Raw genomic sequence first — 14157 nt, 5'->3', positions numbered from 1 at the left:
ACCGCCGACACCCTCCTGAAGGTCGAAAAGGGCAACGCCCGGCCCGAGGAACTCGCCGCCATCACCGCCATCCTCCTCGCCCGCGCCGCCTCCACCGCGGCCCAGGCTCCGGCCCGCACCGCCCGCTCCCAGGCCGGCTGGCGCCGCCTGGAGCGCAACTCCGGCTTCCAGGCCCCGCACAGCTGGCGCTAGGGAGTGTCTCTTCCGCATCGTGCCTGACCCGCGCCGCCTGGCGCCGCACCGCTCCGCTCCGCGTTGCCGGGGCGCCCGACCACGTCCGGTTCCCGGGCGCCCCTCCGCGCTGCACGGCCCCGGCCGGGCGCGGCCCTCGTCACCGCCCAGTGCCCCGGGCGCCCGATCCCGGGAGGATGATCGTGACCCCGCGCCCGGCCGCCGTGTCCATGGCGGCCAGCGCCGCCGGGGCCGCGTCGAGCGGGATCGTCGAGGTGACCAGCAGGTCCGGCCGCAGCACCCCGCCCCGGACCATCTCCATCATCGGCGGGTAGGCGTGCGCCGCCATGCCGTGGCTCCCGAGGATCTCCAGCTCCCAGCCGATCACCCGGTCCATCGGCAGGGCCGCCGCGCCGGCCGCCGCGGGCAGCAGTCCCACCTGCACGTGCCGCCCGCGCCGACGCAGCCCGGCCACCGAGGCCGCCGCCGTCTCCGGTGATCCCAGCGCGTCCAGCGACAGGTGCGCGCCCCCGCCGGTCGCCTCCCGGACGGCCTGCGCGGTGTCGGCGCCGTCCCGGGCGTCCACGCAGTGCACGGCGCCGAACGTCCGCGCCAGATCCAGCGCCCCCGGCGCCGTGTCCACCGCGACCACCCGGGCCCCGGCCGCCGCCGCGATCATCACGGCGGAGAGCCCCACCCCGCCGCAGCCGTACACGGACACCCATTCGCCCGCCGCCACCCGGCCCCGCGCCACCACCGCCCGGAACGCCGTCGCGAAGCGGCAGCCGAGACCGGCCGCCGTCGCGTACGAGAGCTCCTCGGGCACGGCCACCAGATTCACGTCGGCGTGGTCCAGGGCCACGTACTCGGCGAACGATCCCCAGTGCGTGAACCCGGGCTGTGTCTGCCGCGCGCACACCTGGTGGTCACCGGCCGCGCAGTCGGCGCAGCGGCCGCAGGCGCACACGAACGGCGCCGTGACCCGGTCGCCCGCACGCCAGTTCATGACGCCGGTCCCCACGGCCTCGACCACACCCGCGAGTTCGTGCCCGGGGACGTGCGGCAGCACGATGTCCGGATCGTGCCCCATCCAGCCGTGCCAGTCGCTGCGGCACAGCCCGGTGGCCTCCACCCGCACCACCACCCCGCCCGCCGGCGGACCCGGCTCCGCCACCTCCCGTACCTCGGCCTGCTCGCCGTACCGCTCGAAGACCACCGCTCGCATGGATCCCGCCCTCCGCTCGACTGACCGGCACGCTACCCGGCCTCAGGGCGCGCCCTCCCCGGCCCGGGCCAGCGCCAGGACTCCCGCGCAGATCAAGCCGATGCCCAGCAGCTGGGGGAGCAGCCACCAGCCCGACCGCAGGTGTTCCTCGTACAGCACCACCCCCAGCGCGATGCTGATGCTCGCGTCGCCGAGGGTCAGCGCGGGCTGCGAGGCGACCAGCGGGCCGCCCTGCATGGCGTGTTCCAGCAGGAGCAGGGCGCAGATGCCGCTCGCTCCGAAGGCGTACGTCTCCCAGGTGGTCAGGAAGGCGACGAAGCCGTCGTCGTCGAGGACGTGCACCGCGGACTTCATCAGCGCGGCGGTGAGTGCGTAACAGACGGCGGTGGCGGCACCGAGGCAGCCTGCCCGGGCGCGGCCTGGCGGGAGACGGAGCCCGGCCACGGCCAGGGCGGCCACGACGGCCGCACTCGCCGTCAGGGCCACCACCCAGCGCTCGGCCGGCACGTCCGTCCGGTTGCCCATGGGCGAGGCGGCCACGAGCGCGACCCCGAGCCCCGCCACCACCCCCGCCACGGCCAGCCACAGCGCCCGCGGCAGCCGCTGCCGGGTCATCAGCGAGGCGATCAGCAGCGCGAGCGGCAGCTCCAGCACGAACAGCGGCTGTACGAGCGCCAGCGCGCCGGTGGCCAGCGCGAGGGCCTGCCCGGCCCCGGCCGCGATCACGGCCAGGATGCCGCCGATCCACAGCGGGCGCCGCAGCAGATCGAGGACCAGGCCGAGGCGGAAGCCGTCGCTCTGCGGCACGGTGAGCGCGGCGCGCCGCTGGAGCACGGTGGCGAGCGCGTTGCTGAACGCCGCGAACAGTGCGAAGAGGACCGGCAGGACGACGCCCATGCCCCGATCCTCACGGCGCCCGCCGCCCCTCCGTGCCACGACACCGGGCCACGGCCGTCATGCCCCGCGCTTTCCCCCGTCCGGACCTGCCCGGCAGGCACCCTAGGTGAGCCCCGCGGCCCGCCGCAGGGCCAGTGCCGCGAGGGCCTCCGGGGCGCCGGCCTGGCCCCGGACCCCGGGGAAGGCGTTGATGTCCACGATCAGCGGAGTCCCGCCGCCGGTGTCGATGACGTCCACGCCGTAGACGTCCAGCGCGAACACCGCGCCCACCTCGCGCACCAGACCGGCCCAGCCGGACGGCAGTTCCGCCAGGGGCAGGGGACGGGTGGGGCCACGGCCCCCGGGGGAGAGCTCGGACCGGCGCAGGGCCGAGAAGACCTGGTCCCCTATGGCCCACAGCTTGTGGTCCCAGCCGCTGTTGGGCGCGTACTCCTGCACCACGACCGGCTCGTGCGGCCATTCCCGCGCCAACTCCCGCAGGAGTGCCACGTCGTCGACGCGGGCGACGAGGTCGCCCCGGCGGCTGCGCCGGCTCTTGACCACCACGGGGGCGTCGAGCCGGGCCCCGGCCGCCCAGGCCCCGAGGGAGTCGTGCGTACGGGTCGCGGCGAAGGGCAGCCCGGCCCGCAGGGCGAGCTCCGCCATCTCCGCACGGTCCTGGCACAGCGCGGTGGCCGAGGCGGAGTTCACCACGGCCGCCCCCCGCCGTTCCAGGTGGCGCGCGAGACCCAGCGCGTGCGGTGTCCGCGACTTCAGCAGGTACACCTCGGCGAGCGGCAGCGGCACGTCCCCCAGGGTGAGCGGATCGAGGGCCTCGACCGCGTGTTCCGGGGCCAGCAGGGCCGTGGTGTCCGCCAGCAGCGGATGCCCGGGATCCGGGGTGATCAGGCCGATCTTCACGCGCCGTCGCCCCCCACGGCCGAGACCTGCGCCGGGATCGACAGGGGCAGCGGGTACGGCAGCGCCACGGGCGCCGGCGGCTGCGCGGACCCGCCCGCCCGCGCCAGCTCCAGGACCGCCCGGGCCACCCGCGCGGCCGCGTCCGGCACCTGACGGAAGCTCGGGAAGTCGTTCACGTCGACGACCACCGGCCCGTCCGGGCCCAGCAGCACGTCCACGCCGTACAGGTCCAGCCCGTAGACCGCCCCCACCTGCGCGGCGATCGCCGCCACCTCGGCCGACAGCGGCACGCGGCGCTCCCGTACCGAGGGGTCCGGGTGCAGCGGCGAGCACCGCTCGGTCGCGAACAGCTCCCCGCCGACCGCGTACACCTTGATGTCCGTCCCCGAGTTGGGTACGTACGGCTGGGCGATGAGCAGCCCCTCGCCCGCGAGCACGGGCAGCAGCGACTCCAGCCGCTCCGGCGAGGACACCAGGTGCACGGCCCGCCCGGAGCTGCCGTCGGCGGGCTTGACGACGAGCGGGTACTCCGCCGCCGGGATCTCCCTGAGCAACTCGGGGCGGGCCACGGCGTACGTCGGCGGCAGCGGGAGCCCCCGGCCGCGCCCGAGGGCGGCGGCCAGCGCCTTGTCCCTTACGCCACGGATCGACCGGGCGTCGTTGACGGTGGTCGTCCCGGCCGCGGCGGCGGCTTCGAGCAGCGTCAGACCCGGACCGCCGGACACCGTCTTGAGGACCCAGGCGTCGTGCGCGCCCGCGTCCACCACCTCGGTCATGCGCAGGAGCGAGCCGCCCGGCCGTACGACGTCCACGCCGTGCCCCCACGCCGTCAGCTGCCGGATCACCTCGTTCGGCATGCCGTCGTGGCGGTAGTGCTCCTCCACCAGGAAGCAGAGCCTCATGGACCTTCCCCATATTCCCCGGACGTCCGCCGATACGTCCGGCGAGTCATGACGTCACAGGATGTCATGGACCGCAATGTGATGATCGGTCCGGCTGTGGGCTTCCTTGTTACGCTGCCCGCTTCGGATCAACGGGGGAGGGGCCGGGGCATGGATGACCGGTGGACGGGGCTGCTGCACGGGCTCCTGATGAACACGGCGGCACCACCGGACGTGCTGATACGGCTGTTCGGCCTCGAAGACGAGTGGGTGCGATGGGTGGTTCCGCGGCGGACCGTCCTGCCTCCGGAGGTGGTCGACGCGATCCTCGCGCACCCGGACCGCCGGGTGCGGTGCGCCTTCGCGGAGAACGCCGAGGCCGACCCCGGCCAGCGTGCCCGGCTGCTCGACGATCCCGACCCGCGCATCAGCCTCGCGCTCGCCATGGGCCCCCTCGCGTACCGACGGAGGGCGGAACCCCTGCCCGACCACGCGTACGAACGGCTGCTGGCCCACCCGCACCCCCTGGTGCCCCACGAACTGGTCGCGTCCGGCGCGACGCCCCACCACATCCTGGCGCCCCTCGCGGACCACGAGGACCCCCTGTTCCGCCGGGCTTCCTGCCGTGCCTGGGACCGGCTCGCGCGGCAGACCCGCGAACGGCTCCTGCACGACGAGGATCTCGGCGTCCGGCGGGAAGCCGCCGCGCGCATCTGCCACGAGGACGAAGAAGCGACCACCTGGCTGGTCGGGGAACTGGGCGACTCGTGGCAGGTGATCGACATCCTGGGGACCGGCCGGCTCACCCGGGAGCTCGCCGAACGCGTGGTCGCCGAGGGCGGACGGCTCGCGGCGATCGCCGCCAACCCCACCCTCCCGCCCGACCTGGTGGCGCGCCTGGCCGTCGATCCCGATCCGCAGGTCCGGCTCCGGGTCTCCGCCCGTCCCGAGCTGGCCGAGTCCGAACGCGCCGCGATCGACTACACCGTGGACGCAGAGGACCGGCTGCCCACCCTCGACTGGGTGTGGGAGCGCCGCGCGGACGCCGAATTCCTGCGGCGGTGCGCCCGGTCGGCGCACACCTGGCTGCGGCGCAGCGCCGCTGTCTGCCCCGGCCTGCCGACCGATGCCGTCGAACTGCTCGCGGGGGACCCGGACTTCGCCGTACGTCTGCTGCTCGCCGAGTTCCACCCGGAGCCGCCGCCCGAGCTGCTCCTCGACCTCTACCTGAACGGCACCCACCGCGCCGTGCTCATGCTCGTCACCCGGCCTGGCTTCCCCGCCGCCGGGCTCGCCGCCCGCTTCGGCGATTCACCGGACCCGGAACGCCGGAGCCTGGCCCTGCGCGACCCCGGCCTGGAACCGGAACTCCTCGACCGCCTCAGCCGGGACCCCGATACGCGCACGGCCGCCGCCCGGGACCCCCGGCTCCCCGTGGCCCGGATCCGCGAACTGCTCGCCGATCCGGACCCCGACATCGCGGCCGCCGCGGCCGCCAACCCCGCGCTTCCGCCGCAGGACATGCGCCGGCTGCTGGACCGGGCGCACGTGCCGGAAATCCCGGTGAATGATCGGACAATCGGCTGCTAGGTTGATCACGTGCCGAAGCTGAATCAGATCATCGCAGTGGAAAAGGGCGTCAAGTCCAAGTCCCTCCAGGAGCTCACCCAGGCTCACCACGACGTCCAGAAGCCCGCCCTGCTGGCCGGAATCTCCCGGACCTACCAGCCCAAGGACGAGGAGGGCGAGCAACTGCCGCCCGAGTCCACCCGGGTGCAGGTCAAGGCCGAGGACGTGCTGCGGGCGACGGCGGGGACCCTGACGCGGCTGTTCGACGTGACGGCCACCAAGGACTGGGCCAACCGCACCGCGGCCGCCGATGTCGTCGTGGACGGGACGGTCCTGCTGGCGCAGGTGCCCGTGCCGTACCTGCTCTTCCTGGAGAAGCAGCTCACCGACATGCACACCTTCGTGCGGAAGCTGCCGGTGCTGGACGCCTCCGAATCCTGGAACCTGGACCCGTCCACGGACTCCTGGAAGACGGACCAGGTGCGCACCATCCGTACCAAGAAGGTGCCGCGCAACCACGTGAAGGCCGAGGCCACCGAGAAGCACCCGGCGCAGGTCGAGGTGTACTACGAGGACGTTCCGGTCGGGTACTGGACGACCGTGAAGTTCTCCGGCGCGCTGCCCGCCCGGCGGGTCAACGAGCTGCTCGACCGCGTGGAGAAGCTCCAGCAGGCCGTCAAGTTCGCCCGCGAGGAGGCCAACAGCGCCGAGGTCACCGACCAGCGGGTCGGCGACGCGGTGTTCGGCTACTTGTTCAAGTAGCCCCTAAGACTCCCTCTGTATGTCTGCAGGGGGTGCGCGAGAGCGCAAGCTGAAACTGATGTTGAAGCTGAACGAGGGTGTCAGTTGGGGGTTCGAATCCCTCCCCCGGCATTCCGAGCCGGGGTGGCCCAAGCTGGTAGAGGCGGCCCTTCAATCTCAGATTATCGCTCCAGTCTCAGTATTCGCCGCCGAACACCGGATCGACCGAGCGCGGACGATCATCGATGGATGGGGGTTCAAGTCCCTCCTGTGCCTCTTCTCATGGCGCGGTAGTTCAAAGGTAGAACACGTCGATCTAAGAATGATCCGCGACTCTTAAACGTGCCGGTGTGCGCAATTGGGTGGCACACAGGAGCCCGGGAGCTGGATATGCTCCCGGGCTCCGTCACGTTCCCGTCCCGCACCGCCCCGCCCCGGTATGACCGGACCGGGGCGGACCGGGACCGGTCAGACCGGTACGGACACGAACGTCCGGCCCGACTCGTTCTCGACCAGGATCGCCTTGACGTCCGCCGGGTCCACGGCCGCCGAACCGTCCAGTGCCGCGCCCTTGGCCTCGCCGTTCTCCTGGCTGCCCGTGACCCAGCCGGCGGCGGTGGTGCGCGTCCCGTTCTTGGAGACGACGACCAGTCGGCACCGCTCGCCCGGCGGCACGCCCGTGACCGCCGCGTGCACCCGCACCCACTTGGTGGCGGGCGTCATCTGTACGGTCATCCGCGCACCCGTGGCCTTGTCTGTCGCGGAGAGCACCTTGGTCCCGGCGGGCGGCGGCGAAGGGTTCGCCGTGGCCGTCGGGGACGGCGGCACAGGCAGTGCGACGGCGTCCGAATCGCCCGTACCCAGCTGGGTACCGGCCCAGAACACGGCGGCCAGCGAAGCCGCCACCGCCAGTCCCGCGAGCCCCGCCCGACGCCGCGCATCACCGGCCCGCTCACCGCGCATCTGCCGCAGGGTGCGCTGGAGCAGCAGGTCACCGCCATGCGGCGGTCCGTCGAGGAACGCCTCGTCGGGCACCTCGCCCAGAGCCGCCTCCATCTCGCGCAACGCGGCCACCTCCTCCCGGCACTGCACGCATCCGCTCGTGTGTTCCTCGACCCGGCGGATCTCCTCGGGGTCCAGGACACCGAGTACGTAGGGGCCGAGCAGTTCCTCCTCGTGCCTCTGCCGGTTCATGCCACCACCTCACGCAGTCCGGCGGGCTGCTGGGGCGGCCTGCCCGATCGCTTTCCTTCTCTGGAACCGATGTCCCTGAATCCGTCGCTCTTGAAGACGTCGCGCAGCGCCTTGAGGGCGTAGTGCGAGCGAGATTTGACCGTACCCGCCGGGATGCCGAGGCTGTCGGCCGCCTCCGCGACGCTGAGCTGTCGGTAGTACAACTCCTTCAGGACGTCGCGGTGTTCCGGCGACAGCTGATCGAGGGCCCCCAGGACCGTCATGCTGTCCACCACGGAATCGGCGTGGTCCGCCTCCACCGGGGGAGCGGACGAGGCTCCCGAGACCTCGGGCGGCCGGGCGGCCTTGGCCCGGTAGCGGTCGGTGATGATGTTGCGGGCCACCGTGAGCAGCCAGCCGCGCACCGAGCCCTTTCCGTTGACCAGCACCTCGGAGTGGCGCCAGGCCCGGATCAGCGTCTCCTGTACGACATCCTCGGCGGCGGCCCGGTCTCCGGTCAGCCGGGTGGCGTACGCGAGCAGGGCGTGACCGTGCTCCTCGTACACCGACTTGATCAGTGCCTCATCGGTCGAGCCCCGCCGAGTGCGGGGCCACAGTGGTCCGGCCATCTCACCCTCTCCGTCTTCCTCGCATATGTGGTGCGGTCGGAACACGCCACCGGGACGGATTCGGTTCACGTGACCTGCGTCACTCAGGTCCGGCAGCCGCGGCCCTCGTTGATGCAGTCGACGACCGCGGCCATCTGCCGGTCGGTCATCGCGTTCACGAACATCGCGTGATCGGTCTTCGGGCTGTGCCGCTGCTCGGGGAAGGAGTCGAGGGCCACGTTCACCCCCGGGGGGATCTCGTAGGCGAGGGAGACGCGCAGTTCCGGCACCGGGAAGGTGTCCTTCGGGCAGACACCGTTCGCGGCGGCGAAGAGCAGGTGCGAACGGTGCGTGACGCCGACCGTGTCGAGGCCGTTCCAGCAGCTCGGGAAGACCAGGGTGCGGGTGACGTGCTCGCCCGCGGGGCAGCGCGGGTAACGGGTGGTGGCCCGGTCCGGGGAGCCCGAACACCCCCAGCGGGCCCGGACGTCGGCCTCGCTGTCCGCCGTGTACGCGACGGCGTCGCCGGTCATCGCGCGCAGGAAACGCGGCATCGGCACCACCTTGCTCACGGGGTTGCCGCGGAACTCCACCAGGACCGAGGTCTCCGGCACGATCTCGCCGACGTTCCCGTGCCCCGCCGAATCCTCGTGCGGGCGCGTGCCCGGGCGGTCGGGGCGGCGCAGGACGGGCCAGTAGTACGTGGACCGGTCGCCGCCCCTGCAGCTCGTGTCGGCCGCGGCCAGCGAGGCCTCCGTCGACAGCGCGTCGGTGGAGAGGTTTCCCACGTAGGCGTGCGTGTGATGGGCGCCGCCCGGCAGCCCGGGCGAGACCACGAGGTTGTCCTCGTTGTAGTGGCCCTGCTCGTTGCGGCCGCAATCCACCACCACCGACCCGGCGGATCCCTGGGACCCGGGGGCGGCAGCGGCTGCCGGGAGGCGCGGGACATCGCGTATGTCCACGTAGTCGGACGCGGCCGGCCGCCCGTCCGCCGCCCCGGCGTGCGGACCGGCCGCCCGCGACGCCCCCAGTACGGCTGCGATCAGCCCGCCGCCCAGGACCAGGCAGACGGCGAGAGTGAGCAGCCGGTGTTCGTTCCCCATGCCGGTCACGGTTGCCGGTGGCGCCCCTGCCGTCAACTGGTCATCCGTATGACGGGCACGGCGCCGTGATTCGTACGTTCCGGTGTGGGCCGGCCGCTCGCCCGGGGAGGTGAGGCCAAGGGTTCACCGTGAGGGATAGACGGATAGTCTGCCTCCGTGAGTTCGGGCGAGGGGGCCGAGGACATGGGCGCGGATCTCGACGGTGAGGGCTGGGGCGCCACCCGCTCCTGGGTGGAGAAGCGGCTGTCCGGGGCGGAACGCATCGAGCGGGCCGAGCGGCTGCGCGGCGGCTGGACCTCGGAGATGCGGCGCCTGGACCTGGACGGCCCCGACGGTCGGCGCTCGCTCGTCCTGAGGTCCTTCGTCAAGCCCTTCTACGTCCGGCACGCGGAGGGTCTGCTGACCCGTGAAGCGGCGATCCTGCGCCTGCTCGGCGACACGGACGTACCCGCGGCCACGCTGGTGGCGGTGGACGCGACGGCGCAGCACTGCGACCACCCCTCCCTGCTGATGTCACTGCTGCCGGGAACCGTGCGCCTGGACGACCGGAACGCCGACGACCGCGCCGAACTGCTGGCCCGCCAACTGGTGCGCATCCATCAGCTGCCGACAGCCGTTCACCGGCGTCCCCGCACCTATCAGGCCTGGGCCTCTCCGGAGCGGGTGACGCCGCCCGCGGCCACCGGGCGGCCCGAGCTCTGGCAGCGGGCGGTCGACGTCATCCGCCGGGATCCACCGGAGTACCGAGGCCGCTTCCTGCACCGGGACTTCCATCCCGGGAACGTCCTCTTCACCGGCGCGGACGGGGATCTTGGGATCAGTGGCGTCGTCGACTGGGTGGAGACCTCCTGGGGGCCCGCCGACCTGGACGTGGCGCACTGCTCGACGGCCCTCGCCCTGCTGCACGGGGTTCCCGCGGGCATGAGCTTCGCGGACCGCTACGTTGCCGTGGGAGGAACCCTGACCGAGGACCGCAGCGCCCACCTGTACTGGCGCCTCCTGGACGCGCTGGGTTTCGCTCCGGACGCGGAGAAGGTCGCCGTCCCCTGGCGTGAACTGGGCCGCGTCGACCTGACGGCCGGTGTCCTGACCCGGAGACTGGAGGGCTACATCCAGGCCCTCTTCGAGAGGTATGCCTGAACTGTCGCGTCCCGGCCCGCCTGCCGGCCGAGACACGACGGGCACTCAGCCGAGGGCGTCGGCCGCAAGGAACCGGGTGACGAGGGCCTCCGCCTGCTCCGGGTTCTCGTCCGGCCAGACGCCGAGGTGCTCCCGGACGGCCTCCGCGACACCGGCGCGCACCGGGGCGTCGCCCAGCTCTCCGCGGGTGGCGCCGACGAGCTCGGGGCGGTCCAGCCTGACCGGCGTCACTGGTCGAGGCCTCCCCGGATCCCGGGCTGGAGTTCCAGGACGACGGACTGAGGTGGGTGCGTGCCCAGGAGCGGGGCTGGGCGGCGGGGGTCCGGTTCGCATTCGCCGTCCTGGAGGCGGCCCGGGGCGCGACACCGGCGCGGCTGGTGGGCGCCGTCGCCCTCAAGGAGGTCGCGTCCGGCAAGGCCTCCGCCGAGGTCGGCTACTGGACGGCGGCGGAGGCACGGGGCCGGGGCGTGGCCCCGCGAGCCCTCACCGCCTGGTCCCTGGACGCCTTCCGGGCCGACGGCCTGGAGCGCCTCGAACTGCTCCACCAGGTGGACAACCCCGCATCCTGCCGTGTCGCGGCCAAGTGCGGTTACACGTACGACAGGACGCTGGCGTCCGCGCCCCCCGCCTACCCCCTCGACGGCCATCTGCACGTGCGCCGCGCAGCGGCCTGACACGTCACCGACGGGACCCCAGGTTGTCCGTGGGGCCGCTTGTCCGGCCGTGCGGCGACCGCGCACAGTGGGGCGTATGACATCAGAGCTGACACCCGCCGAGCTCCTGCACGCATTCGCCCGCACCCGCGCCTCGCTCGACGGCGCCGAGGTCACCTACTGGTGGACCGGAGACATCCACTCCTGGGCCCCCGGCGAGCCCTACCGGCGCCTCCTCGGCTTCGAAGGGCTCAACGTCGCGCGCCTCGTGGCGGACGAGGAGCTCGGCGGCTACCAGCTCCTGTCCAGGGAGGCCGCGTTCTACCTCGACCCCGGAACCCGGGAGATCCTGGAGACCTGGCAGGACAAGCCCGTGGTCCACGTGTGGAACGATCCGGCCAACCAGAAGTGGCGGCCCTTCCCGGTCCCCCTGACGGAACTGGGCGACCAGGTCTGCTTCAGCCTGGAGATCCCGCTCGCCTACCCCTCGCCCCTGCCGGTCGCGCAGTACCCCGCCCACTCGGCCGACGACACCTACCGCGCCCTGGAGCTGTTCCAGTTCTTCGCGCCCGCGACCACCCTGACCACCGATGCGGTGAGCGTTCCCGCCACGATGTCCTGGACCCGGATGTCCCCGTGGCTGCCCTGGATGGAACAGGGGCAGCGCCCCGGCGGCCTCACGTTCCACTGCCGCGGCCGCAAGCTGGACTCGTACGCGCAGGTTCCGGAGCGCACCCGCGCGTACATCGCCGAGCACCACCCCGAATTCGCCCACGCGCCGGAGAAGTGGAGCGAGCCGAACGAGACCAGCTGGACGTACTTCCGCAGGCTCTTCCCGCCGCGGTAGGGCCGTTCCCGCTCCCGGCCCCACTCCCCGCCACCGTCCCGCGCTGCGATCGCGCGGATGCCGAACATGCCTGGTCAGCGCCCTGCCGAGGGACCCCCGGGGGGAGCCGCAGGGGCCGGACAAGGGTTTTCCCCGTATCGAGTTCATCCCCGTGTTGCCTACTGTCTGCCCACCGGCGATCTTCCCCTGACCCTACGGCACACACGCCAACCCCACATGGCGTGAAGGCCGCACCGGTCGGGGGGAGAGCCGGGACCGCCGTTGCCCGGCCCCGCCGTTGCGGCTCGGGCGACGTGGCGCGCGGCGGAGGCCGGGGCGAGCTCGACCAACTCGCTCCCGGTCCCGCGGCCGCCGGAACCTCCCACACTGCACTGACCGGCCGCTCCGGCATGCCCGGAAACGGCCCTCGAAGGGGAACACGTGCACGCTTCCAGACGTCGGCTCATATCCGTGGTGGCCATGTCCGTCACCCTGCTCGCCGGCTCCGCCACGGCCACCGCCTCGGTGGCCGCGGCCGTCGAGAACCCCGGCGCGGCACCGGCGGCCACGGTCGCCCCCACCGCGCCCGTCGAGAACCTCATCGTCGGGTACAAGTCCTCGGCCACCGAGGCCAGCTCGAACACCGCGGCGGCCGACGACGCCGCCGCCAAGGGGAAGAAGGCCGGCAAGAAGGCGAAGTTCGACCGCCGCCTCGGCACCGGAGCCGCCCTCGTCAACCTCGGCGGAACCGTCGCCCCGGCCGCCGCGGCCGACGTGATCGCCCAGTTCCGTGCCGACCCGGACGTCGCCTACGTGGAGCCGGACACCCGCGCCTACGCCATGGCCGTCACCCCGAACGACACCGAGTACGCCAAGCAGTGGGACCTCTTCGAGTCCACCGCCGGCATGAACGTCCCCGGTGCCTGGGACAAGACCTCGGGCTCCGGCGTCACCGTCGCCGTGATCGACACCGGCTACGTCGCCCACTCGGACGTCGCCCCGAACATCGTCTCCGGCTACGACTTCATCTCCACCGCCTCCGAGGCCCGCGACGGCAACGGCCGTGACGGCAACCCGGCCGACGAGGGCGACTGGAACGCCACCGACGGCGAGTGCGGCACCGGCTCCAAGGCCAGCACCTCCTCCTGGCACGGCACCCACGTCGCGGGCACCATCGCCGCGGCCACCAACAACTCCAAGGGTGTCGCCGGCATCGCCTACGGCGCGAAGATCCAGCCCGTCCGCGTGCTCGGCAAGTGCGGCGGTGCCACCTCGGACATCGTCGACGCCATCACCTGGGCCTCCGGCGGCTCCGTCGCGGGCGTCCCGGCCAACGCCACCCCGGCCAAGGTCATCAACATGAGCCTCGGCGGCTCGGGCACCTGCGGCAGCAGCTACCAGAACGCCATCAACGCCGCCGTCGCCCGCGGTACGACCGTCGTCGTCGCCGCCGGCAACAGCAACGCCAACGCGTCCGGTTTCTCGCCCGCCAGCTGCAACAACGTGATCAACGTGGCGTCGACGAACCGCGCCGGCGACCGCTCGTACTACTCGAACTTCGGCTCGATCATCGACATCGCCGCCCCGGGCGGTGAGACCCGCCGCGCCACCGACACGCCCGGCACCGTCACCACCCCCGAGAACGCGATCCTCTCCACCCTGAACGCCGGCACCACCACCCCCGGTGCCGAGATCTACAAGCCTTACCAGGGCACCAGCATGGCCGCCCCGCACATCGCGGGCCTGGCCGCCCTGCTGAAGTCGGCGAACACCTCGCTGACCCCGGCCCAGATCGAGTCGGCGATCAAGACCAACGCCCGCCCGCTGGCCGGTACCTGCACCGGTGGCTGTGGCGCCGGCCTCGCCGACGCGGCCGCGACCGTCGCCGCGGTGACCTCGACCCCGCCCACCTCGGGCTTCGAGAACACCACGGACTTCGCCATCGGCGACAACACCACGGTGGAGAGCCCGGTCACCGTCAGCGGTGTCACCGGCAACGCCCCGGCCACCCTCAAGGTCGGCGTGAACATCGTGCACAGCTACATCGGTGACCTGAAGGTCGACCTCGTCGCCCCCGACGGCAGCGTCTACAACCTGCACAACCGCTCCGGCAGCAGCACCGACAACATCAACCAGGTCTACACCGTGAACGCCTCCTCCGAGGCCGCGAACGGCACCTGGAAGCTGCGGGTCAACGACAACGCCGGCGGCGACACCGGCAAGATCGACTCCTGGAACCTGACCTTCTGATCAGGAGCCAACTCGGCCTG

15 protein-coding genes are annotated in these 14157 nt (G+C 72.7%); 7 read left to right on the top strand and 8 right to left on the bottom strand.

Features of this window, described 5'->3' with window-relative positions; all coding sequences use genetic code 11:
• The coding region (locus tag ACFY0D_RS39310) for an acyl-CoA carboxylase subunit epsilon (RefSeq protein ID WP_390802660.1) at positions 1-192 on the top strand (192 nt) is incomplete at its 5' end.
• Between the two features lie 139 nt (positions 193-331).
• On the opposite strand, the gene ACFY0D_RS39305 is transcribed toward ACFY0D_RS39310, so the two are convergent.
• From ACFY0D_RS39305 to ACFY0D_RS39290, 4 genes are all read right to left on the bottom strand, one after another.
• Positions 332-1396: a zinc-dependent alcohol dehydrogenase family protein gene (locus tag ACFY0D_RS39305; RefSeq protein WP_390802659.1), complete on the bottom strand. Its 1065-nt coding sequence runs from the start codon at positions 1394-1396 to the stop codon at positions 332-334.
• A gap of 42 nt (positions 1397-1438) precedes the next feature.
• A complete protein-coding gene (locus tag ACFY0D_RS39300) occupies positions 1439-2293 on the bottom strand; it encodes a DMT family transporter (protein WP_390802658.1) in 855 nt (284 codons plus the stop codon).
• A 102-nt stretch (positions 2294-2395) separates the two neighbouring features.
• On the bottom strand, positions 2396-3193 hold the full coding sequence (locus tag ACFY0D_RS39295; protein ID WP_390802657.1) for a RimK family alpha-L-glutamate ligase: 798 nt from the start codon (positions 3191-3193) through the stop codon (positions 2396-2398).
• Positions 3190-4095 (bottom strand): RimK family alpha-L-glutamate ligase, encoded by a 906-nt coding sequence (locus ACFY0D_RS39290; RefSeq protein WP_382546478.1) that lies wholly within the window; start codon positions 4093-4095, stop codon positions 3190-3192. The genes ACFY0D_RS39295 and ACFY0D_RS39290 overlap by 4 nt, the downstream gene beginning before the upstream one ends.
• Before the next feature lie 150 nt (positions 4096-4245).
• On the opposite strand from ACFY0D_RS39290, the gene ACFY0D_RS39285 reads away from it, so the two are divergent.
• Positions 4246-5664, top strand: coding sequence for a hypothetical protein (locus ACFY0D_RS39285; RefSeq protein WP_390802656.1), 1419 nt, complete (start codon positions 4246-4248; stop codon positions 5662-5664).
• A 9-nt stretch (positions 5665-5673) separates the two neighbouring features.
• Positions 5674-6405, top strand: coding sequence for a hypothetical protein (locus ACFY0D_RS39280; protein WP_390802655.1), 732 nt, complete (start codon positions 5674-5676; stop codon positions 6403-6405).
• Positions 6406-6852: 447 nt separating this feature from the next.
• Here ACFY0D_RS39280 and ACFY0D_RS39275 read toward each other — a convergent pair whose 3' ends face one another.
• The 3 genes from ACFY0D_RS39275 to ACFY0D_RS39265 form a co-directional block, all read right to left on the bottom strand.
• Positions 6853-7578 (bottom strand): anti-sigma factor family protein, encoded by a 726-nt coding sequence (locus tag ACFY0D_RS39275; protein ID WP_390802654.1) that lies wholly within the window; start codon positions 7576-7578, stop codon positions 6853-6855.
• Positions 7575-8186: a sigma-70 family RNA polymerase sigma factor gene (locus ACFY0D_RS39270; protein ID WP_030725819.1), complete on the bottom strand. Its 612-nt coding sequence runs from the start codon at positions 8184-8186 to the stop codon at positions 7575-7577. Before ACFY0D_RS39270 ends, ACFY0D_RS39275 begins: the two co-directional genes overlap by 4 nt.
• Positions 8187-8269: 83 nt before the next feature.
• A complete protein-coding gene (locus ACFY0D_RS39265) occupies positions 8270-9268 on the bottom strand; it encodes a DUF1996 domain-containing protein (protein WP_390802653.1) in 999 nt (332 codons plus the stop codon).
• A 156-nt stretch (positions 9269-9424) separates the two neighbouring features.
• Between ACFY0D_RS39265 and ACFY0D_RS39260 the strand changes: the two genes are divergently transcribed.
• Positions 9425-10408 (top strand): phosphotransferase family protein, encoded by a 984-nt coding sequence (locus tag ACFY0D_RS39260; protein WP_390802652.1) that lies wholly within the window; start codon positions 9425-9427, stop codon positions 10406-10408.
• A 45-nt stretch (positions 10409-10453) separates the two neighbouring features.
• On the opposite strand, the gene ACFY0D_RS39255 is transcribed toward ACFY0D_RS39260, so the two are convergent.
• Positions 10454-10639 carry a hypothetical protein gene (locus ACFY0D_RS39255; RefSeq protein WP_390802651.1) on the bottom strand — a complete coding sequence of 62 codons (186 nt, stop codon included), beginning with the start codon at positions 10637-10639 and terminating at the stop codon, positions 10454-10456.
• A 56-nt stretch (positions 10640-10695) separates the two neighbouring features.
• Here ACFY0D_RS39255 and ACFY0D_RS39250 point away from each other — a divergent pair, with 56 nt between their 5' ends.
• The 3 genes from ACFY0D_RS39250 (at position 10696) to ACFY0D_RS39240 (ending at position 14137) form a co-directional block, all read left to right on the top strand.
• On the top strand, positions 10696-11082 hold the full coding sequence (locus ACFY0D_RS39250) for a GNAT family N-acetyltransferase (RefSeq protein ID WP_390802650.1): 387 nt from the start codon (positions 10696-10698) through the stop codon (positions 11080-11082).
• A gap of 76 nt (positions 11083-11158) precedes the next feature.
• Positions 11159-11908, top strand: coding sequence for a DUF1838 family protein (locus ACFY0D_RS39245; RefSeq protein ID WP_390802649.1), 750 nt, complete (start codon positions 11159-11161; stop codon positions 11906-11908).
• Positions 11909-12367: 459 nt separating this feature from the next.
• On the top strand, positions 12368-14137 hold the full coding sequence (locus ACFY0D_RS39240) for a S8 family serine peptidase (protein WP_390802661.1): 1770 nt from the start codon (positions 12368-12370) through the stop codon (positions 14135-14137).
• Positions 14138-14157: the final 20 nt, after the last annotated feature.

The sequence above is a fragment of the Streptomyces sp. NPDC001502 genome (assembly GCF_042894785.1).
GTDB classification, from domain to species: Bacteria; Actinomycetota; Actinomycetes; order Streptomycetales; family Streptomycetaceae; genus Streptomyces; species Streptomyces kutzneri.
This window is presented reverse-complemented; position numbering and strand designations above follow the sequence as displayed.

What these genes read in the sequence shown, in the direction of transcription:
- ACFY0D_RS39240 (WP_390802661.1), top strand. Translation starts at nt 12,368, where the DNA reads ATGTCCGTCACCCTGCTCGCCGGCTCCGCCACGGCCACCGCCTCGGTG.
- ACFY0D_RS39285 (WP_390802656.1), top strand. Translation starts at nt 4,246, where the DNA reads ATGGATGACCGGTGGACGGGGCTGCTGCACGGGCTCCTGATGAACACG.
- ACFY0D_RS39270 (WP_030725819.1), bottom strand. Translation starts at nt 8,186, where the DNA reads ATGGCCGGACCACTGTGGCCCCGCACTCGGCGGGGCTCGACCGATGAG.
- ACFY0D_RS39290 (WP_382546478.1), bottom strand. Translation starts at nt 4,095, where the DNA reads ATGAGGCTCTGCTTCCTGGTGGAGGAGCACTACCGCCACGACGGCATG.
- ACFY0D_RS39305 (WP_390802659.1), bottom strand. Translation starts at nt 1,396, where the DNA reads ATGCGAGCGGTGGTCTTCGAGCGGTACGGCGAGCAGGCCGAGGTACGG.
- ACFY0D_RS39265 (WP_390802653.1), bottom strand. Translation starts at nt 9,268, where the DNA reads ATGGGGAACGAACACCGGCTGCTCACTCTCGCCGTCTGCCTGGTCCTG.
- ACFY0D_RS39245 (WP_390802649.1), top strand. Translation starts at nt 11,159, where the DNA reads ATGACATCAGAGCTGACACCCGCCGAGCTCCTGCACGCATTCGCCCGC.
- ACFY0D_RS39275 (WP_390802654.1), bottom strand. Translation starts at nt 7,578, where the DNA reads ATGAACCGGCAGAGGCACGAGGAGGAACTGCTCGGCCCCTACGTACTC.
- ACFY0D_RS39300 (WP_390802658.1), bottom strand. Translation starts at nt 2,293, where the DNA reads ATGGGCGTCGTCCTGCCGGTCCTCTTCGCACTGTTCGCGGCGTTCAGC.